General features: G+C 69.4%; 22 protein-coding genes. 9 read left to right on the forward strand and 13 right to left on the reverse strand.

Translation table 11 applies throughout. The annotated features are described in order from the left end of the window. Nucleotides 1-23: 23 nt before the first annotated feature. The 3 genes from LQZ85_RS12375 to LQZ85_RS12385 all read right to left on the reverse strand — a co-directional run bounded on the left by LQZ85_RS12375 (nt 24) and on the right by LQZ85_RS12385 (nt 3,365). Nucleotides 24-944: a cation diffusion facilitator family transporter gene (locus LQZ85_RS12375; RefSeq protein ID WP_056275310.1), complete on the reverse strand. Its 921-nt coding sequence runs from the start codon at nt 942-944 to the stop codon at nt 24-26. A gap of 45 nt (nt 945-989) precedes the next feature. Next, complete coding sequence (locus LQZ85_RS12380; RefSeq protein WP_056275305.1) at nt 990-2,402, reverse strand: MFS transporter; 1,413 nt, start codon at nt 2,400-2,402, stop codon at nt 990-992. Between the two features lie 72 nt (nt 2,403-2,474). After that, on the reverse strand, nt 2,475-3,365 hold the full coding sequence (locus LQZ85_RS12385; RefSeq protein ID WP_056275302.1) for an RIO1 family regulatory kinase/ATPase: 891 nt from the start codon (nt 3,363-3,365) through the stop codon (nt 2,475-2,477). Nucleotides 3,366-3,622: 257 nt separating this feature from the next. Here LQZ85_RS12385 and LQZ85_RS12390 point away from each other — a divergent pair, with 257 nt between their 5' ends. Continuing rightward, complete coding sequence (locus LQZ85_RS12390; protein ID WP_056275296.1) at nt 3,623-4,825, forward strand: MFS transporter; 1,203 nt, start codon at nt 3,623-3,625, stop codon at nt 4,823-4,825. A 36-nt stretch (nt 4,826-4,861) separates the two neighbouring features. Here LQZ85_RS12390 and LQZ85_RS12395 read toward each other — a convergent pair whose 3' ends face one another. After that, nucleotides 4,862-5,779, reverse strand: coding sequence for an AraC family transcriptional regulator (locus tag LQZ85_RS12395; protein WP_056275293.1), 918 nt, complete (start codon nt 5,777-5,779; stop codon nt 4,862-4,864). 73 nt (nt 5,780-5,852) lie between these two features. Here LQZ85_RS12395 and LQZ85_RS12400 point away from each other — a divergent pair, with 73 nt between their 5' ends. Next, nucleotides 5,853-6,314, forward strand: a complete 462-nt coding sequence (locus LQZ85_RS12400; RefSeq protein WP_056275292.1) for a DUF3817 domain-containing protein — start codon at nt 5,853-5,855, stop codon at nt 6,312-6,314. 13 nt (nt 6,315-6,327) lie between these two features. Here LQZ85_RS12400 and LQZ85_RS12405 read toward each other — a convergent pair whose 3' ends face one another. The 4 genes from LQZ85_RS12405 to LQZ85_RS12420 are packed head-to-tail and all read right to left on the reverse strand — an operon-like array spanning nt 6,328 to nt 9,523. Further along, entirely contained in the window at nt 6,328-7,014 is a 687-nt protein-coding gene (locus LQZ85_RS12405; protein WP_056275289.1) for a hypothetical protein, read from the reverse strand. A 34-nt stretch (nt 7,015-7,048) separates the two neighbouring features. Beyond that, complete coding sequence (locus LQZ85_RS12410; protein WP_230100933.1) at nt 7,049-8,008, reverse strand: NAD(P)/FAD-dependent oxidoreductase; 960 nt, start codon at nt 8,006-8,008, stop codon at nt 7,049-7,051. 34 nt (nt 8,009-8,042) lie between these two features. Next, on the reverse strand, nt 8,043-8,801 hold the full coding sequence (gene cobA / locus LQZ85_RS12415) for a uroporphyrinogen-III C-methyltransferase (RefSeq protein WP_056275285.1): 759 nt from the start codon (nt 8,799-8,801) through the stop codon (nt 8,043-8,045). Further along, the gene (locus LQZ85_RS12420) at nt 8,798-9,523 is read right to left on the reverse strand and encodes a CbiX/SirB N-terminal domain-containing protein (protein ID WP_053098067.1); all 726 of its coding nucleotides are present in this window, start codon (nt 9,521-9,523) and stop codon (nt 8,798-8,800) included. The genes cobA and LQZ85_RS12420 overlap by 4 nt, the downstream gene beginning before the upstream one ends. A 220-nt stretch (nt 9,524-9,743) precedes the next feature. Here LQZ85_RS12420 and dnaK point away from each other — a divergent pair, with 220 nt between their 5' ends. The 5 genes from dnaK to LQZ85_RS12445 all read left to right on the forward strand — a co-directional run bounded on the left by dnaK (nt 9,744) and on the right by LQZ85_RS12445 (nt 15,230). Next, a complete protein-coding gene (dnaK, locus tag LQZ85_RS12425) occupies nt 9,744-11,606 on the forward strand; it encodes a molecular chaperone DnaK (protein WP_230100934.1) in 1,863 nt (620 codons plus the stop codon). Between the two features lie 2 nt (nt 11,607-11,608). Then, entirely contained in the window at nt 11,609-12,250 is a 642-nt protein-coding gene (locus LQZ85_RS12430) for a nucleotide exchange factor GrpE (RefSeq protein WP_053098065.1), read from the forward strand. 7 nt (nt 12,251-12,257) lie between these two features. Further along, nucleotides 12,258-13,247, forward strand: a complete 990-nt coding sequence (locus LQZ85_RS12435; RefSeq protein ID WP_053098064.1) for a DnaJ C-terminal domain-containing protein — start codon at nt 12,258-12,260, stop codon at nt 13,245-13,247. Between the two features lie 56 nt (nt 13,248-13,303). After that, nucleotides 13,304-13,729, forward strand: a complete 426-nt coding sequence (locus LQZ85_RS12440) for a MerR family transcriptional regulator (protein WP_230100935.1) — start codon at nt 13,304-13,306, stop codon at nt 13,727-13,729. 73 nt (nt 13,730-13,802) lie between these two features. Next, a complete protein-coding gene (locus LQZ85_RS12445) occupies nt 13,803-15,230 on the forward strand; it encodes an FAD-dependent oxidoreductase (protein WP_230100936.1) in 1,428 nt (475 codons plus the stop codon). 63 nt (nt 15,231-15,293) lie between these two features. Here LQZ85_RS12445 and LQZ85_RS12450 read toward each other — a convergent pair whose 3' ends face one another. Further along, complete coding sequence (locus tag LQZ85_RS12450; RefSeq protein ID WP_230100937.1) at nt 15,294-15,938, reverse strand: Pr6Pr family membrane protein; 645 nt, start codon at nt 15,936-15,938, stop codon at nt 15,294-15,296. 207 nt (nt 15,939-16,145) lie between these two features. On the opposite strand from LQZ85_RS12450, the gene LQZ85_RS12455 reads away from it, so the two are divergent. Together LQZ85_RS12455 and LQZ85_RS12460 are read left to right on the forward strand one after the other, a co-directional pair. Beyond that, nucleotides 16,146-16,586, forward strand: coding sequence for a DoxX family protein (locus LQZ85_RS12455; protein ID WP_056275271.1), 441 nt, complete (start codon nt 16,146-16,148; stop codon nt 16,584-16,586). A gap of 73 nt (nt 16,587-16,659) precedes the next feature. After that, the gene (locus LQZ85_RS12460; RefSeq protein WP_053098059.1) at nt 16,660-17,325 is read left to right on the forward strand and encodes a GntR family transcriptional regulator; all 666 of its coding nucleotides are present in this window, start codon (nt 16,660-16,662) and stop codon (nt 17,323-17,325) included. A gap of 51 nt (nt 17,326-17,376) precedes the next feature. On the opposite strand, the gene LQZ85_RS12465 is transcribed toward LQZ85_RS12460, so the two are convergent. From LQZ85_RS12465 to LQZ85_RS17890, 4 genes are read right to left on the reverse strand one after another with little or no spacing between them, the layout of a single operon-like run. After that, a complete protein-coding gene (locus LQZ85_RS12465; protein WP_056275267.1) occupies nt 17,377-17,814 on the reverse strand; it encodes an ATP-binding protein in 438 nt (145 codons plus the stop codon). Continuing rightward, nucleotides 17,804-18,136 carry an STAS domain-containing protein gene (locus LQZ85_RS12470; RefSeq protein WP_230100938.1) on the reverse strand — a complete coding sequence of 111 codons (333 nt, stop codon included), beginning with the start codon at nt 18,134-18,136 and terminating at the stop codon, nt 17,804-17,806. Before LQZ85_RS12470 ends, LQZ85_RS12465 begins: the two co-directional genes overlap by 11 nt. After that, complete coding sequence (locus LQZ85_RS12475; protein WP_053098056.1) at nt 18,120-20,081, reverse strand: glycosyltransferase family 2 protein; 1,962 nt, start codon at nt 20,079-20,081, stop codon at nt 18,120-18,122. Before LQZ85_RS12475 ends, LQZ85_RS12470 begins: the two co-directional genes overlap by 17 nt. Further along, complete coding sequence (locus tag LQZ85_RS17890; RefSeq protein ID WP_082586440.1) at nt 20,078-21,238, reverse strand: GAF domain-containing SpoIIE family protein phosphatase; 1,161 nt, start codon at nt 21,236-21,238, stop codon at nt 20,078-20,080. The genes LQZ85_RS12475 and LQZ85_RS17890 overlap by 4 nt, the downstream gene beginning before the upstream one ends. Between the last annotated feature and the right edge of the window lie 114 nt (nt 21,239-21,352).

A 21,352-nucleotide genomic window follows, 5' to 3' on the forward strand; every position in this document is an offset into this window, starting at 1 on the left:
CTCTTCGCGTGTGCCGGATGAACTCAGACAGCTGCCCCGAACTCGAGGGACTCCTCGTCGTCGACCGACAGAGACAGCACCACCGTCTCGACGACGTCGTGCGCCTCGATCTGCCGCTCGATCGCGCGCAGGCTTCGAGCCACATCGTGCTCGCGCGCGTCACCGGTCAGGTCGACCTCGGCGACGATGAACAGGCGGTTCGGGCCCACGTACTCGATGTGCAGATACGTGAGCCGCTGGATCTGCGGAGACGAGAGCAGCGCCCGCCCGACTCGATCACGCAGCGCGGGCGACGCGTTGGAGCCCACCAGAAACGCGATGTTGCGCCCGATGAGGATGACCGCCACGACACCCAGCAGGATGCCGACGAGGATCGACCCGATCGCATCCCATGCGGCGACGCCGGTGACCTGGTGCATCGCGATCGCGCCGGCCGCGATCACGAGGCCGATCAGAGCCGCCAGGTCCTCGAAGAACACCGCCCGCAGCGTCGTGTCGCTGGTGTCGAGCACGTAGTCCCACGTCGACGATCCGCGCTCGCGTGCCAACCGCCGAGACTTCACCATCGCCTGCGTGAACGACGCGCCCTCGAGCACGAATGCGATGCCGAGCACGGTGTACGCGACGGTCGGGCTCTCGACCGGGCCGGTCTCGGACAGCTCTTGGACACCATGCATGATCGACACGATCGAGCCGGCGGTGAAGATGCCGAACGCCGCGATCAACGACCAGACGAACGCCGCGCGCCCGTAGCCCAGCGGATGCCGGGCATCCTTCGCCCGCGCACCACGGCGGTCGGCGATCAGGAGGAAGATCTCGTTGCCGGCATCCGCCCACGAGTGCGCGGCTTCGGCGACCATCGACGCGGAAGAGGTGATCACGGCCGCGACCGTCTTCGCGATCGCGACGAGGATGTTGGCGAGGAAAGCGATGATGACCGTCACGCGGTCAGGCTATTCCCGGGGCTGCGACGTCCGCGGGCCATCGGATCAGGCCCGCTGTGTCGCCTTCACCGGCAGCAGCAGGAGGAACCCGGCGATCAGCACCAGCACGATGCCCAGGATGCCGTACGACGTCGACCCCGAGAGCACGATCAGCAGCGTCCACGCACCGGATGCCATCCAGCTCGCCGCCCGCCCGGTCGTGGCGTAGAGGCCGAAGATCTCGCCCTCGCGCCCGGCCGGGGTGATGCGGGCGAGGAACGACCGGGATGCCGCCTGCGCGGGACCGACGAATGCGCAGAGCAACAGGCCGCCGATCCAGAACACGACCGTGCCCGCATCCACGAGGAAGAAGACGGCGAGCCCCGCGATCACCATCGAGGCGAGCGAGATGAGGATGATGCGCTTCGGCCCGAAGCGGTCGTCGTAGCGGCCGGCGATGATCGTCGAGACGCCCGCGATGAGGTTCGCGGCGATGCCGAAGATCACGAGATCGAGGAAGGCGAAGTCGAACACCTGGCTGGCGATGACGGCCCCGAAGGCGAAGACGCCGCCGAGTCCGTCGCGGAACACCGCGCTCGACAGCAGGAACCAGAACGTCTGACGGGTCTCGGGGTTGCGGTAGAGGCCGACGACGTCCCTCACGAGAAGTCCGTAGGAGGCGAAGAAGCCGACCTTGCGCTCGGGGCGCCCGAGCGACGGCTCCGGCACGTTGAGGAAGATCGGGATCGAGAAGACGATCGCCCAGATCGCGCAGCCGACGGCGATGATGCGGAAGGGCAGCCCCCCGTCCTCCGGCAGGCCGAACCAGTCGAGCATGTAGAAGATGACGACCAGGACGAGAGCGATGATCCCGCCGATGTAGCCGAACCCCCATCCGAGCCCCGAGATGCGGCCCACGGTCTTGGGGTTCGCGATGCCGACGAGCATCGCGTTCGAGTTCACGGCAGCGATCTCGCCGAACACGGAGCCGGCCGAGATCAATGCGACGCCCAGCCAGAACAGCGCGGGCGTCGGCTCGACGAACCACAGGCCGAACATGCAGGCGACGAGCGCGCCGGTGCCGATCCCGAGCCAGAGCTTCTGGCGCCCCGCGGCATCCGCTCGCTGACCGAGCACCGGCGCGATCAGGAGGATCGCGATGCCGGCGATCGTCGACCCGAGGCCGAGCCCCGAGGCGAGATCGGCCTCAGCGGCTTCGCGGATCGGATCCTTGGCGTCGAGGCCCGCGATCGACGCCGGCAGGAAAGCCTCGGTCGTGAGGTACAGGGCCGTGAAGATGAAGGTCAGGATGACGGTGTTGAAAGGCTGCGTCGCCCAATCCCACAGCGCCCACGAGTAGACCTGCTTCTTCGGGGCCGGTGTCTCGCCGCGCAGGTCGAGGCCGATCACGCCGACCGCGCCGCTGTTGGCCGTCGCAGCGGGCTCGGGCACCGCGCCGCTCTGCGGGGAATCGCTCATGCTCGAAGTCTGGCGGCGCGGGGTGAACGGACGGTGACGGCGCGCCGGGTGCCGGTGCGAGGCGCGCCGCCCTCACGCGTACGACGCGGCGAGCAGCTCGGCGAACAGCTCTTCGGGGTCGCGTTCGACACGGCGGCGGGTGAACCAGTCGCAGATGTTGACGCAGTCGCGGTGCAGGAGATCCAGGCCCCGCGGGTTCGCGATGATGTCCACGATCTGCGGCAGGTCGATCACCCGCACCCGGCCGTCGTGCACGAGCAGGTTGTACGCCGAGAGGTCGCCGTGGGCGAAGCCCGCCGCAGCGAAGATCCGCATCAGGTCGACGATCTGGTCGTACAGACCGGCCAGCTCGTCCCGGTCGCTGCGCACCGCCGCCAGGCGGGGTGCCGCGACCCCGCTCGCGTCGCCGATGAACTCCATCAGCAGCTCGGTGCCGTTGACCTGCACGGGGTAGGGGACCGGCGCGCCGAGCTCCCACATGCGGCACAGCGCATCGAACTCCGCGAACGACCACTGCAGGGCGGCGACCGCCCGGCCGTGCTCGCTCTTCTTCGCGAGCGCCCTGGTGTCGCGGGTGTTCCTGGTGCTGCGGCCCTCGGTATAGACGCCCGAGCGGTGGAAGCTGCTGTGATCGGTGTCGCGGTAGCGCTTGGCGGCGAGCAATGTGCGCTGGGCGGGGTCATCCGGCACCGCCCGTTCGAGCAGGAACACGTCGGCCTCCTTGCCGGTCTTCAGGATGCCGAGTTCGGTGTCGAGCGCGCCCGCGCTCGTCACCACCCAGGCCGGCCACGGCAGCGGCCCACGTTCAGAGGGGGTGATCGCCGGCCAGGTGGTCCAGCGCTGGCCGTCGCCGGGCTCGACATCGGCGAACGTCGGGACCGATTCGAAGGGGGAGGCGTCGAAGGTCGACGCACCGGAGAGACGGGAAGAGGATGCTTCGGAAGAAGCGAACAGATCAGACACGGTGTGGCTCCTGAAGAGGGAGGCCACGCGCGGATCAGGAGCGGGAGGCCTCGAGAGGAAGGATGTCGGCGAAGGGCACGACAGAGACGGTGGTCATGTCATCCACTCCTCTCGCTCTGGCCTTCCGGGAGAACCCCGGTGCGTCGTCGAGCCTAGGGTGCGGAGCCGACCGGTGTCCAGACCCGATCCGGACGAATGGTCGGATGCCGTGGACGCCGCGTCGGGCGGAGGGGCCGCAGCGCTGCGAGTGTGGAACCATGACGACGACCGCGCCCGTGCCCGTGACGACCGCCCGCACCGAGAGCATCCGCTACGGCGGGCTCATCGTGCTCATGCTGATGGGCTTCCTGCTCGTCACGGCGGAGTTCCTGCCGAACGGCGTGCTCACCGAGATGGCCGATGCGCTCGGCGTGACCCCCGGTCAGGCGGGACAGACCGTCACGGTGACCGCTCTCGTCGGCCTGATCGTCGCACCGACGGTGGGACTCATCTTCCCCCGCCTCGACCGTCGATCGCTGCTCGTCTGGATGGCGCTCGCCGCGGCGGTGTCGAACCTCATCGTCGCCGTCGCGCCCAACCTGATCATCGTCCTCCTCGCCCGATTCCTGCTCGGGGCCGCGATCAGCGCGTTCTGGGCGATGTCGATCACGGTCGCCGTGCGCCTCGCCGGCCCGGAGCACCTCGGCAGGGGGGTCATGTTCACGTCCGCGGGCGTCTCGCTCGCGACCGTCGCCGGAGTGCCGCTGGGCGTGATGCTCAGCGAGATCGTCGACTGGCAGACGGTGTTCGCGGTCGCCGGTGTGCTCATGGTGCTGCTGGCCGTCGCGCTGAGATTCGTGCTGCCCTCGGTGCCGGCTGAGCAGGCGTCCAGCATCCGACTCCTGGTCGACACGGTGCGCCGCCCCGGCATCGCGCTCGGCATGGTCGGACACGTGCTCGTGGTGCTCGGGCACTTCCTCGCCTACACGTACGTGCGACTGGCTCTCGAGCGCATCCCCGAGGTCGACGGCTCGACGATCATCCTGCTGCTCGCGCTCTTCGGCGTCGGCGGTCTCGCCGGCAACCTCGGCCTCGGGTTCTTCATCGACCGCACGTTCGCCTTCTTCGCCGTCTTGGCGCCGCTCGTGATCGCGGCCGCGGTGCTGTCGATGATCTTCCTGTCGGGATCGGTCCTCGGCATCGCGATCGTCGTGCTCGTCTGGGGCTTCTTCTTCTCGTCCTGGCTGCTCGTGATCAACACCTGGGTGGGCCACCGCACCCCCGATCGCCTCGAGGCCGGGGGCAGCCTCGTGGTCGTCGGGTTCCAGGGGGCCATCACGATCGCCGCCGGTGTCGGCGGCCTGCTCGTCGACACGCTGAGCGTCGAGGTCGTCTACGTCGTGGGCGCGGCGGCTCTGCTGCTCGGTGCCGTGCTGTTCGGTGCGTCGAACCGGATGAGCACCGCGGCGGCGCGGCTCTGACCCGTCTCGCCGTGCCCGGCAGGGCGGTCGCCGGGCTCAGGCCGGAACGGCGGTGAGCTGCGATGCCCGCCAGGCGGACGGTGTCATCCCCGTGCGGCGGCGGAACGCACGGCTGAAACCCTCATCCGAGGCGTAGCCCAACTCGCGCGAGATCTCGCTGATCGCGCGGCCCTCGCTCAGCATCCGCTTCGCCGCGTCGACGCGCACCTCGGTGACGTAGTCGGCGGGTGAGCGTCCGATCGCGCTGCGGAACCGCTCGGCGAACACCGACCGAGACATCGCGCCGACGTTCGCGAGGCGCTCGACCGTCCAGTCGCGTCCGGGCTGCTCGTGGATCGCCTCGACCACCCGGTCGAGGAACGGATCGTTCGACACCGAGGGCCAGCCGGCCGGTGCGCAGCCGTTCGCCGCCCAGGCACGGATGACCGAGAGCAGAACGGTCTGCGCCATCATCCGGCAGATCACGGGATCGCCCTGACGGGAGGGGCAGGTGGCGGGGTCGGAGGGGCCCATGCTGCCGGCGAGCGCGGCCGCCGCCGGCTCGAGAGCGGCGAACGACATGACGGTGATCGGATCGGGAAGAAGCGCGGCGATCATCGAGGCGCTGTCCGAGAACTCCAGGTCGACGACCACCAGGTCGGCCGTCCCGTCGGCTTCGAGGGCGATCGCGGCGCGGCCGAGCGTCAGGAACGCGTCTCCGGCGAACAGGTTCGCGCTCAGCGGGCGATCGTCCACCGCGACGAGCTGGGCCGCGTCGTCTACGTCGAGGCGGCATCCGGTGGTCAGCGGGGGGTGCCCGTGCACCGAACCCGATGCGATGTACACGAGGGTGGCGGCACCTGAGGGGATCGGCAGGATGCCGCCGGTGGCGAGTGCGACGCGACGGGCGACACCGACGCGGAGGTCGACGGCGTCGAGCACCTGCCCGAGGGCTGCGGAGTCGACGGTCACCATGCCTTCGGCAACGCCCGGGCCCTCATAGCTATTCCGGATACGCTGAAGGAACCCCCCCCACCCGAGGAGTCCCGTGTTCCGCACACCCGACCGCCTGTTCCGAGTTCTCGCGATCGCGGAGGCGATCACCTGGACCCTTCTGATCTCGGCGATCATCGCCCGTGCCGCCGGTGCGCCCGGCGTCGTCGTGACGGTGGGCGGTGGCATCCACGGGTTCGTGTTCCTCGCCTATGCGGCGACGGCCGTGCTCGTCGCGCTCAACCAGCGCTGGCACCTCGGCGTCGCGATCCTCGCCGTGGCGAGTGCGATCGTGCCCTACGCGACCATCCCGATGGAGATCTGGCTGCACCGCACCGGTCGGCTGGCCGGCGACTGGCGCCTGGAGCAGACCGACGACCCGCGCGACGCGCGCTGGTACGACCGCCTCATGCGCTGGTTCCTGCGTCGCCCGTGGGTGCTCGCGATCCTGCTCGCCGTCGGCATCGTCGCGCTGTACGTGATCCTGCTGCTGGTCGGCCCGCCCGGCGGCAAGTGAGCCGAGGCCCGGCTCACGAGATGACGACGGCGTTCTTGTCGATCACCTCGGCCATCGTCGCGTCGATGTCGCCGCCGGTGCAGTCGACGATGACGTAGAGTCCGACCCCGGTCGCGGTGAAGGCGCGCGCCGCCATCGCCCACTGACGGTCGGCCTCCTGCCCGAGGACCTGCCGGTTCTCGACCTCGGCATTGCCGCCGACCTGGTAGCTGAAGCCTCCGGTGGTCGACAGCGGGGTGATCGCGGCGGCATCCGCCTCGCCCAGGATGACGGCGAGCATCGCATCGGAGCTCACGCTGTCATCGCCGGCCACGGTCGGCACGTCGGGGATGAGCCCCTGCCAGAACTGCGCGGTGCACGTGTCGTCGACCGTGCCGTAGGTCCAGCCTCCGTTGCCGTCGTCCGGCTTGACGATCTTCCAGCCGTCGTCGACGACGAAGCCATCTCCCCACTGGATGTAGGCGCTCGCCGGGATGTCTGCGCCGTCTGCGAAGGTCATCGACGACGGCAGATCGCCGGACGGCTCGTCGGAGGGCTGCTCGGACGGAATCGCGGTCGGGGAGGGATCGGGTCCGTCGCCGTCGGGGACGTTCACCGGGATCTGCGCATACAGGCACCCGCTGAGCGGCAGCACGGCCAGCGCGACCACCGAGGCGGCGGCGAGGCGGACGAGCGGCGAGACCTGCGAGATGCGCGTCATGCCGGTCAGCCTAGCCCTCGGTGCGGGCACCGAGTCAGTGCGCTGTCGCGATCCCGACCGCGTCGTGCACGATCACGGACGCGACCCTCGCGCCGGCCCCCGCGGCGACGATCAGCTGCTGAGGGCCGGGGATCGCCGCATCGCCGGCGGCGTAGAGCCCCGGGACGTCGGTGCGCCCCGACCGGTCGGTGACGAGGTGCCCGTCGTGGTCGATGGCAGGTGCGAAGCCGCGGAGGAACGACAGATCGGTCTCCCACTCGGGGCGCACGAAGCCGCCCTCGACCGCGACGACGGTGCCGTCGGTCAGTCTGATCGCCTCGATGCGGCCGCGGTCGCCGACGAGCTCGGCGATGGGAAGCCGCTGCACGGCCACCCCGGAGGCGGCGAGCTCGGTTTCTTCGGCGGGGCTGACGGTGTCGGCTCCGAGGGTGAAGATCGTGAGATCCTCGGTCCAGCGCGCGATGAGGCGGGCTCGCTCGGCGATGTCGGGGGTCTCGCCGATGAGCGCGAGTCGTCGGCCGCGCAGCTCCCACGCGTCGCAGGCGGCGCAGCTGAACAGGCTGATGCCGTAGAAGCCGCGGAGGTTGGGGACGTCGGGGAGGGTCTCGCGCAGGCCCGTCGCGAGCAGCACGGTCCGGGCGGTCACCACGTCGGTGGGATCCTTGCGCCCCACGGATGCCGTGAACCCGCCGGCCGCATCGGCATCCGCATCTGCATCCGTTCTGCGGAGTTCGAGCACCCTGACGCGTGTGCGCACCTCGATGTTCGGGTACGCGGCGAGCTCTTCGCGGGCCATGCGACGCAGCTCGTGAGGGGCGACTCCGTCACGGGTGAGGAAGCCGTGGGAGTTCAGCGTGGCGGCGTTGCGCGGGCGATCGGCGTCGACCACGAGCACCCGCATGAGCGAACGGCCGAGATTCAGGGCGGCGGAGAGGCCGGCGGGGCCGCCGCCGATCACGAGCACGTCGTAGGTGTCCGCCTCAGCAATTCGCACGTCCTCAGTCTGCCATCTCGGAGCTGAGGGTCGCCTAACTCGCGGTGGCCTCGGCGTGCGGGCTGAGCATGACGACGTCGCCGACGACCACGACCGCGGGGGAGCGCACCTGCCGCTCGGCGGCGAGATGCGCGATCGTCGCGAGCGTGCCGACGGTGACGCGCTGCCGTGCGCCGAACCCGTCCTCGATGATCGCCACGGGGCAGTCCCCGCCGCGCTCGCCGGCCGCGAGGACGTGCGCCGAATGGCCGAGCGTGTTCACGCCCATCAGCAGCACGACGGTGTGGTCGCGTCCGCCACCGAGCGCGACGATCTGATCATGTGCGCTGACGACGGTGAACGTCTCGGCGATTCCGCGCTGCGTCAGCGGGATGCCGGCGAGGCCGGGCACCGCGACCGCGCTCGTCACCCCGGCGACCACCTCGACGGGAATGCCGGCCGCCTCGCAGAAGAGCTGCTCTTCGCGACCGCGGCCGAAGACGAACGGATCGCCGCCCTTGAGCCGCACCACGCGGCGCCCGTCCCCGGCCAGCGAGACGAGCAGTGCGTTGATGCCGTCCTGCGGCACCGGGTGGTGACCGGGGAGCTTGCCGACGTCGACCACCTCGGCATCCAGCAGGACTCCGTCCTCGGCGAGCTGCGCGAGCACGGCCCGGGCTCCGAGACGGTCGGCCACGATCACGTCGGCCTGCTGCAGCGCGCGCAGACCGCGCAGAGTCAGCAGGCCCGCGTCGCCGGGTCCGGCACCGACCAGCGTGACCGTGCCGACCCGGGAGGGCGTGTCCGGGGTCATGACCGTGCGGCAGTGGCGGGCAGTCGAGCCGCCGCCTCGTCGTATCGGGCGATGACGAGGTCGATCAGCGGCTGCGGCACCGTCACGCCGTCGAGCAGGGGCGCGGTGACGGAGCGTCCTGCGGTCTGCCTGATCGTGAGGTCGAAGAAGAAGCCCTGCGCGAGCAGATAGGTCGAGACGACCGCGTCGGGGTGCGCGGCGATCGATGAGGGCAGGTCGGGCTGCCGGGCCGCGAGATAGGCGAGCTCGACCTTCGCGCCGAGCCGCAGCGAGAGCAGGGAGGCCATGGCCTCGGCATCCGTCACCGACGCGGGGTCGCGAGAGCCCGCCACCGCGAGGATCACCGGCTCGAGCCGTGCCGCGTCGGCGGACGTGGCGGAGGCCGCACCTGCTGCCGCGAGTCGATCCGCGAGCACCTCGGCGAGCCGGGGGTCGGGTCCCATCGCGTCGCTGACGACGGCGTCCGGCTTCTTCGCCGCCATCCCGTGCAGGTCGTGGTGCACGTGGAAGCCGCGCGACAGCAGCAGCGGCACGATCACGACCGGCCCCTCGATCGTCGGAAGGAGGTCGGCGGCATCGGGCTGCTGCACGTCGACGAAGGCGCTGCGCACCTCGACGTCGGGAAGCGCGGCGGCGACCGCATCGACCAGGTCGGCGATCGCCCGGGCACCCTCGGCATCCGAGGTGCCGTGCGAGACGGCGAGCAGGATGGGGCGGCTCATGGTGCGACTGTAGGCGAGCCGTGTGACGACGGTGTTTCGAGGATCTCGCGGCACCTCGGGTGCGAATGTGCGCGTCTGGTCGCAAAGTTGAGCCGGGTTGTATCAACTTCATTTGACAGCCTCGGGGGGTCGGAGTACAGTTGAGTCATCGCGACTCAGGTTTCCCTGATCGCCCCGGATTTCCAGACCCACATCAACCTCAGCAACAAAGGAGAATCACATGGCACGTGCTGTTGGAATCGACCTCGGTACGACGAACTCCGTCGTCAGTGTCCTCGAAGGTGGCGAGCCCAAGGTCATCGCCAACGCCGAGGGCTTCCGCACCACCCCCTCGGTCGTCGCATTCACGAAGGACGGCGAGGTGCTCGTCGGTGAGACCGCGAAGCGCCAGGCCGTCACGAACGTCGATCGCACCATCGCATCCGTCAAGCGTCACGTCGGCACCTACTGGACGTTCGACGTCGACGGCAAGAAGTGGACGCCGCAGGAGATCTCCGCGCGCATCCTCCAGAAGCTCAAGCGCGACGCCGAGTCCTACCTGGGCGACACGGTGACGGATGCCGTCATCACCGTCCCCGCGTACTTCAACGACGCCGAGCGTCAGGCCACCAAGGAGGCCGGTGAGATCGCGGGCCTCAACGTCCTGCGCATCATCAACGAGCCGACCGCCGCAGCCCTCGCCTACGGCCTCGACAAGGGCAAGGAGGACGAGCTCATCCTGGTCTTCGACCTGGGTGGCGGAACCTTCGACGTCTCGCTCCTCGAGGTGGGCAAGGACGACGACTTCTCGACGATCCAGGTGCGCTCCACCGCGGGTGACAACCGCCTCGGCGGTGACGACTGGGACCAGCGTCTCGTCGACCACCTGATCAAGCAGTTCAAGGAGACCACGGGCGTCGACGTCTCGGGCGACAAGATCGCTCTGCAGCGTCTCAAGGAGGCGGCTGAGCAGGCCAAGAAGGAGCTCTCCTCCTCGACCAGCACCAGCATCAACCTGCCCTACCTGTCGCTGACCGAGTCGGGCCCCGTCTCGCTCTCCGAGACCATCACCCGCGCGAAGTTCGAGGACCTCACCAAGGACCTCCTCGACCGCACCAAGAAGCCGTTCGAGGATGTCATCCGCGAAGCCGGCATCAAGGTCGCCGACATCGATCACATCGTGCTCGTGGGTGGATCGACCCGTATGCCCGCCGTCGCCGAGCTCGTCAAGCGCGAGACCGGCAAGGAGGCCAACAAGGGCGTCAACCCCGATGAGGTCGTCGCCGTGGGCGCAGCCCTCCAGGCCGGTGTCCTCAAGGGTGAGCGCAAGGACGTGCTGCTCATCGACGTCACGCCCCTCAGCCTCGGAATCGAGACCAAGGGCGGCATGATGACCAAGCTCATCGAGCGCAACACGGCCATCCCGACCAAGCGCAGCGAGACCTTCACCACGGCAGACGACAACCAGCCGTCCGTCGCGATCCAGGTCTTCCAGGGCGAGCGCGACTTCACCCGCGACAACAAGCCCCTGGGAACGTTCGAGCTCACCGGAATCGCCCCGGCTCCCCGCGGCATCCCGCAGATCGAGGTGACGTTCGACATCGACGCCAACGGCATCGTGCACGTGTCCGCCAAGGACAAGGGCACGGGCACGGAGAAGTCGATCGTCATCTCCGGCGGCTCGTCGCTGTCGAAGGAGGACATCGAGCGCATGGTGCGCGAGGCCGAGGAGCACGCGGCTGAGGACAAGGCACGCCGCGAGGCCGCCGAGGTCCGCAACCAGGCCGAGACGCTCGCGTACTCGATCGACAAGCTGATCACCGAGAACGACGAGAAGCTGCCCGAAGACGTCAAGACCGAGGTCAAGGCCGACGTCGACGCTCTGAAGACGGCTCTGGCCGGCGATGACGACGAGGCCGTGAAGACCGCGTTCGACAAGCTGAACCAGTCGCAGGGCAAGATCGGCGAGGCCATCTACGCACAGTCCCAGGCAGAGGGCGCTCCGAGCGCCGACGCCGCGGGCGAGGCTCCGGCCGATGACACCTCCTCCGACGAGGACGTCATCGATGCCGAGGTCGTCGACGACGAGGACGAGAAGAAGTAATCATGACGGACAAGAACTTCGAAGGTGACGACGAGGTTCGCAGCGAGGGGTCGGATGCTCAGGCATCCGGCCCCGCGCCGCAGAATCCCGACTCGCGCGAGGCCGCGGCCGCAGAAGGATCCGACGAGACGCCGGTCGACGGCGCCCCCGACGATCTGACGGTCGATGACATCCTCGGCGCCACCCAGACCGGCGAGGCCGCAGCAGAGGATGCTGTGCTCGCCGACCTGGAGTCGACGCTGCTGAACGACCTCAAGCGCCTCCAGGCCGAATACGCCAACTACCGCCGCCGCACCGAAGAGCAGCGCCAGGTCGAGATCGAGCGAGCGAAGGGCGAGGCCGCCAAGGGCCTCATCCCCGTGCTCGACGATCTCGACCGCGCCGCGCAGCACGGTGACCTGGTCGAGGGGACTCCCTTCGCCGTCATCGCCGGCAAGGTGCGTGCGGTCGTCGAGCGTCTCGGTGTCGTCTCGTACGGCGAGAAGGGCGAGGAATTCGACCCGCAGCGTCACGAGGCGATCTTCCAGCAGCCCACCCCGGGCGCCGACAAGACCACGGTGCTCGAGGTCGTCGAGGTGGGTTACCGCCTCGGTGACGTCGAGCTGCGTCCCGCGAAGGTCGTCGTCGCCGTACCCGCAGAGTAGGTGATCGATGGCTAGCCAGGACTGGTTCGACAAGGACTTCTACAAGACCCTCGGGGTCACGAAGGACGTCAGCGACGCTGATCTCAAGAAGACGTACCGCAAGCTCGCTCGCAAGTATCACCCCGATTCCAATCAGGGTGATGAGAAGGCGGAGGCGAAGTTCAAAGAGGTCAGCGAGGCGTACTCCGTGCTCTCTGACGCCGAACAGCGCAAGGAGTACGACGAGATCCGCGCGATGGGCTCGGGCGCACGCTTCACGGCGAGCGGCGCGGGCGCGGGCGGCTTCGAAGACGTCTTCAGCCGGTTCGGGCAGCAGGGGCGCGGGCAGCAGCAGTCCGCCGACTTCGAGGACATCTTCGCGATGTTCAACCAGGGTCAGGGCGGCTCGTTCGGCTCCGGTCGGTTCGGGCAGACCTCCGGCGGATACCGCGGTTTCGGCGGACCCCAGAAGGGGGCCGACGTCACGGCGCGCACCACGCTCGACTTCGTGACGGCCGTGCAGGGCGAGACGATCACCCTGCAGGGCGAAGACGGCAAGCCGTTCAAGGTCAAGATCCCCGCGGGCGTCGCCGACGGTCAGAAGATCCGGCTGCGCGGCCGCGGGCGTCCCTCGCCCGACGGCGGCGAGAGCGGCGACGTGGTGGTCCAGATCGCTGTGCGACCGCATCCCGTCTTCACCCGTGAGGGGCTGAACCTGCGCGTCATCGTGCCGGTGACCTTTACGGAGGCCGCCCTCGGCGCGACCATCGAGGTTCCCACTCTGAGCGGCGACACGGTCAAGCTCCGTGTCGCGCCCGGTACGCCGTCCGGACGCGTTCTGCGCGTCAAGGGGCGTGGGGTCACGACCTCGAAGGGCACCGGCGACCTGCTCGCCGAGCTGCAGATCGCGGTGCCGTCGCACCTCGATGAAGCCGCTCGGGAGGCGCTGGAGAAGTTCCAGGCGCTCGAGCCCTCGGAGAATCCGCGGGCAGACCTGATGGCCAAGGCCCGCCGCTAGAGAACCGCAGCACCTGATGATGACGAACGCGAACACCGAGGAAGAGGTGAGGGAACATGGCTGACCAGCACATGGATGCCGACACCCCGGTGTTCGCGATCGCCGTCGCCGCCCAGCTCTCGGGGCTGCACCCGCAGACCCTGCGACAGTACGACCGCATCGGGCTCGTCGTGCCCGGCCGGACGTCCGGCGGCTCACGCCGATATTCGACCCGCAACATCGAGCAGCTCCGCGAAGTCGCTCAGCTGTCGTCGGAAGGCGTCAGCCTTCCTGCGATCGCACGCCTTCTCGACCTCGAAGACGAGAACCGGATGCTGCGCCGCCGCGTCGCCGAACTCGACGCCGCTCTGCGCGCCGAGCGTGAGAACCGCCCGGGCATGCGCGTCTTCGCAGCAGGATCCGCCGGTGTCATCCCGATGCCCAGTGGTCGCCGCATGCGTCGATCGGCCGAGGTCGTGCTCTGGCATCCGGGCCGGGGCTGACAGCTCGCGGCTCGCAGGGTGCAGCCGGCACGCGTCGTCCACCCGCGCGCGGTATCGTTGCGACACGATGAGGATGACGCGTCGCACACTGCTGATCGGCGCCGGAGCCGGTGTCCTGGGAGTCCTGCTGGCCTCCTGCACGCCCGAGCCGGCGCCGTCTCCCACGCCCGATCGCTCGCCGACTCCGAAGCCGACCGCCGGGTCGATCACGCCCGCGGCGTTCGCCCGCAGCTCCTGGACGACCGACCCGTTCGCGCTGGGCGCCGCGAGCTTCACTCCCGTCGGCACGCAGGCGAGTGCCCGCGAGGCGCTGGCCGAGCCGATCGACGACCGCCTGTTCATCTCCGGCGAGGCGACGGATGTCGACGCGCCGGGCACGATCGCGGCTGCGCTCCGATCTGGAGACCGGGCCGCCGATCAGCTCCTCCGCGCGGCCGACAGCGGTGAGCGTGTGGCGATCGTCGGTGCAGGACTCGCGGGTGCGGCCGCCGCAGCCCGCCTCGTCGCCGAGGGGCTGCAGGTCACGGTGTTCGAGGCCCGCGACCGCGTCGGCGGACGCGTCCAGTCCGTGGTCGACGACAAGGCCTGGCCGTTCCCCGCTCAGCTGGGCGGCTGGCTGCTCGGGTCCTCCGACGACGTCCTGCTCGACGCTCTCAACGCCCTCGACATCCGCACGGTTCCGGTCACCGGCTCGCTGTGGCGGTCGACCGACGGCGACGTCGAGCCGGTGCCGATCGAGCCGGTGCAGGCCGCCATAGCGACTGCCCAGCAGGGCCTGACCGACGCGTCTCTCGACGACGCGCTCGCGGCGGCGGGTGCCGACCTCGAGGAGCCGGGGCTGGCAGCACTGCTCGCCTCGGTGGCCGCCAGTGCCGGCGCCGATGCGTCCGATGTCTCGACGTGGTTCCCCCCGCGACTGCCGGTCGACGAGATGCTGGCGCCACTCGGCGACCTCACCCCGGCGATCGAGGGGCTGCTCGAGGGTGCGAAGCTGAGCCTCTCGTCGCCGGTCAGTCGCGTCGCCTACGACGAAGCGGGAGTCAGCCTCGGCATCGCCTCGGGCGAATCGCTGTCGTTCGACCGCGTGCTGATCACGGTGCCGCTCGGTGTGCTGAAGAGCGAGGGCCTGCAGTTCTCTCCCGCATTGCCCTTCGGTCACCGCGGAGCGATCGCCGAACTCGGCATGGGGCGCATCGAGACGGTGTGGCTGCGCTTCGAGGATCCGTTGATCGTGGCCGAGCCCGAGCCCGAGCCCGAGCCCGAGCCCGAGCCCGAGGACGGCGCCGATGCAGCGGGTGCCTCCGCCGCCACGCTCTGGCATGTGGTCGGCGGCGATGCGCTGATCCGCACGTGGATCAACCTCGCACCGGCCACCGGCGAGAACGTCGTGGTGGGCATCGTCGGCGGAGAAGCGGCGGGCACATTCGCCGAGCTGAACGACCAGAAGGCGGTCGAGGCCGCGATCGCCTCGCTCGCGCCCTTCCTCAGTGCCCCTGCCTGATCGCACGAGCCTGCTCGCCCCCTGCCTGATCACGCGAGCCTGATCCTGCCGGCTCGAGCGTGCTCAGACCTCCGGCCGCTCGTGGCCGCGCCGTCGCATCCTGCTGACGAGCACGATCACCGTCGCGACGAGAGCGAAGATCGCCAGGGCCACTGCGCTGGTGATCAGGAACTCGGGCGGGCCGGACACCTGCCGCGGGTCGAGGAAGTAATACGGGTACCAGCCCACCGACGGTCCGCGCCACATGGTGACGCCGCCCCAGGCGAGCGGGAAGGTGAGCGCCGTCGGCACCACCCACCACGGCACCCCGCGGTGCCCGGGGGTGAGCACCCAGGCGAGGGCGGTGCAGGCCGGCAGGTAGAAGTGCAGCACCTGGTCCGACCAGGGCACGTCGACGCGGATGCCGCGCAGACCCGCCTGCCAGACGATGAGCGCGAAGGCGAGCCCTGCCGTGATGGTCCAGGTGAGCACGAGGGCCAGAGCCACGGTGAACCAGCGGGGGTCCGTCGCCCGGATGAAGGCGAGCACCGTGCCGATCAGCAGCACGACCACGAGGGCGCAGTTGGACTGCACGGTGAGATAGGCGAAGAAGTTCTCGCCGGCGATCGTCCGCGAGCTCAGACCCCAGAAGAGGCGGTGCACGAGGGCGACGGTGCAGACGGCTGCTGTCGTCAGGCGCAGCACGCCGAACACCGATCGTGCCCTCACCTTCGCCTCTGCCCCTTTCCGGCTGTGCCCGATGTTCCCGTATGTCGCGCATCATGCCATCCGGCGAGTCTACGGAAGAGAACGGGGCGGGCGTCTGCCCCGCGACTCGTACAGGAGACGGAAAAGTCGTCTTCATAGCGTGGATGCAGGGATCGCCCCTGCTCCGCGCCTGGCGCGCGGTGTCCTGCCACGAAGGAACACCTCCTCATGACGAACACCACCCGCCCCTCTGCCGCCGCCTCGCTGGGACTGCTCGTCCTCCGCGTCGTGGTCGGCGCCGTCTTCGCCGCTCACGGGGCGCAGAAGATCTTCGAGTACACCCTCCCCGGAACCATCGGCAGCTTCGCAGGCATGGGCATCCCTCTGCCCGAGATCGCGGCTCCGGTCGTCGCCTTCATCGAGCTGATCGGCGGCATCCTGCTGGCGCTGGGACTCTTCACACGCCCCGTCGGCATCCTGCTCGCGATCGACATGATCGTGGCCCTGTTCGCGGTGCACCTTCCGGCGGGCCTCTGGGTCGGCGAGGGCGGCTACGAGTTCGTCGCGGTTCTCGGCGTCGCGGCCCTCGCGCTCGCGTTCACCGGCGCGGGCCGCTTCTCGCTCGACGGCGCCTTCCTGCGCGGTCGGGTTCCCGCCTGGCTCAGCTGAGCATGCGGGGGAGCGCCCCACGGGGCGTTCCCCCGTCGGTGTGTATCCTGTCAACAGTTAACAGGAGGTCACCGTGACACAGACCGTCAAGCGCGGAGAGTCCCTCGGCGCGCAGGTGGCGCAGGTCCTGCGTCAGCGCATCGTGCGCGGCGAGCTCTCGCCCGGCGCGCGCATCACCGAGGAGGCCCTCGCCGAGGAGTTCTCGGTGAGCAGGGGGCCGATCCGCGACGCCCTCACCCAGCTCAGCTTCGAGAAGCTCGTCGAAGTGCAGCGCCCTCGGGGCGTGTACATCACCGGGCTCTCGCAGGACGACGTGGATCAGCTCTACAGTCTGCGCGGCGCCCTCGAGCAGCTCGCGCTGTCGCGCGCCATGAGGGTGGAGGACGACGAGCGCTGGGCATCGATGGCGGCTGCGGTCGATCGCATGAGTCAGGCCGCAGACAGGGGCGATCACGCCGCCTTCGTCGCCGCCGACCTCGAGTTCCACTCCGAGATCTACGTCCTCGCCGACCACCCGCGTCTGCAGGGCGCGTGGAGTCAGTACCTGCCGACCTTCGCGTCGCTCCTCGAGGTGACCATCAACCACGACGACGACCTCCACGAGTCGTCCGACGACCACATGAAGCTCATGGAGGTGATGCGCTCCGGCAGCCCCGACGAGGCTGCGGCGGTGCTCACGGCCCACCTCGACGGCGCACGCGACCGGATGCTCAGCGAGCTCGCCGACCGACCCGCCTGACGGCGCCTGCGCGTCGGATCTCTGACGGTCTCCGACAGATCTCCGTCCGGATCAGGCGGGAGGAGGCGTCAGGCGACGACGCAGCACCCAGGTGTTGCCGGTCGCATCGCCGCTGTGCTCGAAATCGTCGAGCACAGCGCTCGACAGGGCGAGGCCGCGTCCGCTCTCGCTGTCGACGCCGGGCATCGTGACCGCATCCCAGTCGATCCTGGCCGGATCGGCCGTGTCGACGAAGGTCGCGACGAGGTCGTCGGAGCCGACCTCGATGTCGACCTCGACGGTGATGCCGACATCCGGCTCGCCCTGCGCGTCAGCGTGCGTGGCGATGTTCGTCGACACCTCGCTGACCGCCAGTGCGAACAGCGTGCGGTCCTCCGGCGCCACATGCGGGGCGGACTCCCAGAGGGCGTCCAGGGCGTCGAGGACGTGCTCGACGAAGGCGGGGCCGGCGAGGCCCGCGACGTGCGCCCGGCGCTCCTCAACGCCCATCGAACGCCGTCTCGGGTGTCGGGTGGTCGAGCAGCACGCGGTCGAGATTCGTCAGGTGCAGCACCGTCCGCACCGCCTCGGGCACTGCCGCGATGCGCAGATCGCCGCCGGCGACCCTGGCGCTCTTCAGACCGCCGACGAGGGCTCCCAGCCCCGACGAATCGACGAACTGCAGGTCGGCCATGTCGATCACGATCCTCGACTCGCCTCCGGCCACGAGGTCGTTCACCGCCTTGCGGAGCAGCGGTGCTCCCGTCGCCGTGAGGCGTCCGGACAGGGAGACCACGGCGAAGCCGTCCCTGATGTCAGTGCTGAGATCCATGGTTCTCCTCCTCGAGGGTTCGGGCCGGTCCGCGGTAGCGGGCGGCTTGGATGATGACGCTGAGCACGACGAGGTCGTACAGCACCCACACGGTGTTGACCAGGGTGCCGGTGCCGTCGCCCGTTCCGATGACGACGCGGGTGATGCCGATCACGAGCGCCACGCTGAGCACGACCATCGCGGTCAGCTGCGGCCAGATCTCGCGCCACGGCACTCCTCGCGGATCCCGTCCGTCCTTGCGCGTCACTGCGAACGACAGGGGGCGGCCGAAGACCACGTTCGCGAACGCCGTCCAGCATGCGCGGATCCAGACCGGGAACAGCGCGAGCGAATACTGCTGCCCGCGCCAGGTTCTCAGCCCCTTGGCGACCACGAGGAACAGCAGCTGGTTGACGAGGAAGTAGGGCAGGAACCGCACGAAGAAGTCGACCGACCAGGCGGTCACGGGAAGCACGCCGAACACCAGGTAGACGACCGGCGCCGTGAGATAGATCACGGCGGCGAACCCCGAGAGATAGCTCCACATCGTGGCGAAGTACATCAGCCGCTGCCCGATCGACAGTCCGCGCTTCGCGAGCGGGTTGTCGCGCAGCATCACCTGCAGCGTGCCCTGTGCCCAGCGCAGGCGCTGCGTCAGCATCGTCCGCAGATCCTCGGGCGCGAGGCCCTTCGCCAGGATCTCGTGGTGGTAGACGCTGCGCCAGCCGAGCGAGTGCAGCTGCATCGCGGTGGCCATGTCCTCCGTGACCGAGATCGTGGCGAGCGGAAGGATCGGCTGCGCCTCGTCGCCGCGGTCGAGGCGGAGAGCGTCGAGCAGCGCTCGTACGGCGTCGAGAGCAGTGATCGGCGACAGATCCGACTGGGCGAGCGCCGTCAGGCCCGCCTCGTCGACGACGATCGCGTCGAGTTGCGCATCGTGGGCGATCGGCAGGGAGCCCAGCTCCGCGAGGTCGGATCTGATGCCGGCGAGATCCTTGGCGACCAGGATCACCGAGGCGTTGTGCACCGCAGCCAGCACCGCGTCGGCGACCTCGCGCACGGGCGCCCCGCCGGCGAGATCACGACGGCTCTGGCCGATCGTCACGTGCAGTGCGAAAAGCTCGCGACGGAGTTCGGGATCGGATGCCGAGCGCATCTCCTTCTCGACCAGGGTCTCGGAGGTGCGCAGCGCGCGAGCCGCGGTGTCCGTCACCTCGCGCACGTAGCCGATGATGCCGAGCTGCATCAGGGCGTCGCGACGGAGCACGGCGTTCGATCCGCAGAAGAACGCCGCGTTCCAGCCGTCCTTGCCCTGCTGGATCGGGCCGTAGAACAGCGGCGCCTGGCTGCCGAGCGGATCGGCCTCGTCGACGTTGACGAACCACTGCGGGGTCTGCACCACGGCGACCTCCGGGTCGTCGGCGAAGTACCCGAGCGTGCGGTGCAGGATCAGCGGATCGGGGATCTGATCCGCGTCGAGGATGAGGAGGAACTCTCCGTCGGTCTCGAAGAGCGCGCTGTTGAGGTTGCCCGCCTTCGCGTGACGGGGCTTGCCCATCCAGTCGTCGGAGCGGGTGAGGTAGCCGATGTCGGCGTCGCGGGCGGCCCGCTCGAGCTCGGGTCGGGCACCGTCGTCGAGGATCCAGGTAGTGTGCGGATAGGCGATCCCGCGCGCTGCTCGCGCGGTCGTCATCACGAGCTCGATCGGCTCGTTGTACGTCGCGATGAACACGTCGACCGTGCCCTGAGGCGGCGACACGGGAGCCGGCCGCTCTTTGGCCCGCCACATCGTGAGACAGAAGAGGAAGGTGTCGATCAGGCTGTAGGTCTCTGCGATCACCAGGGGCACGGCGATCCACCACGCCGACCAGTTCACCGATTCGAGCCAGCGCCACGCGACGTAGTTCACACCGAGCAGCACCGACAGCACCGCGATGATGCGGATCGCGGCGAAGCGGGCGGTCATGCGTCGCGCCGCACCACGACCACGGTGATGTCGTCGGTCGCTCGATCGTCCGAGATGAGCTGCAGCGCCTCGTTGATCGCCCCATCGGGACCGAGCGCGTCGAGCACGCGGGCCACGTGGGCGAACGGGTCATCGGCGTCGAGCACGTCGAGCAGGCCGTCGCTGCAGCACACGAAGGCGTCTCCGGGTTCGAGGCGCGTGCTCCGGGACTCCCGAGCATCCTGGTCCGGAAGGGCGGCGCCCATCCCCAGGGGGAGGCCGGTCGAGCGAAGGTGCTCCCACGAGCCGTCGGCTCGGAGGATGAACGCGAGGCTGTGCCCGGCGTCGATCACCTCGAGATCGCCGGTCTCGGGCTGCAGCTCGGCGTGGACCGCCGTCACGAACATCGTCGTATCGGAGAGGTCCTCCTCGAGCAGCCGGTCGGCGTCGGCGACGGCCTCGGCGATGCTGCGCTCGGGAGCGGTGCGCAGTGAGGCGCGCACGCCCGCGGCGACGATGGCGGGACCCGTGCCCTTGCCCATCGCGTCGGCGAGGGTGATGCGCAGCGCGCCGCCGTGGAGGCGGAGGTCGTAGAAGTCACCCGCCAGGCGGCCACGCGAGGCGCCCCCGCCCGCGATCGTGTAGCCGGCGATGGTGGGGAGCGAGTGCGGTCGCAGCGCGCTCTGGATCAGAGTGGCCTGATCGAGCTCGGCGTCGGCCGCGAGCTCGGTCTGCACCCAGAAGGCGAGGTCGCGCAGCAGGTCGCGCTGCGCCTCCGAGAAGGTGTGCGGCTCGGTGTCGAGGACGCACAGCGTTCCCACCGGTTCGCCGCCGGGTGCGTGCAGCGGGTGCCCGGCGTAGAACCGGAGGTGCGGATCACCGACCACGAACGGATTCGCCGCGAAGTTCTCGGTCGCGCTGGCATCCTCGATCACCACCGTGCGGTCCTGGCCGACCGTGTAGTCGCAGAACGAATCCTGTCGGGGCGCCTCTCGCCCGCCGAGTCCGATCTCCGACTTGCGCCACTGGCGGTCGCCGTCCAGGAGCGAGACGCTCACCATCGGCATACCGAACATCTGCTGAGCCAGCCTGGCGACCCGATCCACTCGTTCATCCCGTGGTGTGTCCAGGATCCCGAGTTCCTCCAGTGCCTGCTGGCGTCTGCGTTCATCGAACATTGCTCCGCTCCCCTCGTAGCTGCTCTCATACTCGCACCTGCCGGGGCGCGGATGACAGGCGGTGGCGGAGAGTTGTATACCGGTATCAGTGTTGACTGTTAACAGTCAACACTG

Source organism: Microbacterium sp. Bi98 (assembly GCF_918698045.1).
In the GTDB taxonomy this organism is placed as follows: domain Bacteria; phylum Actinomycetota; class Actinomycetes; order Actinomycetales; family Microbacteriaceae; genus Microbacterium.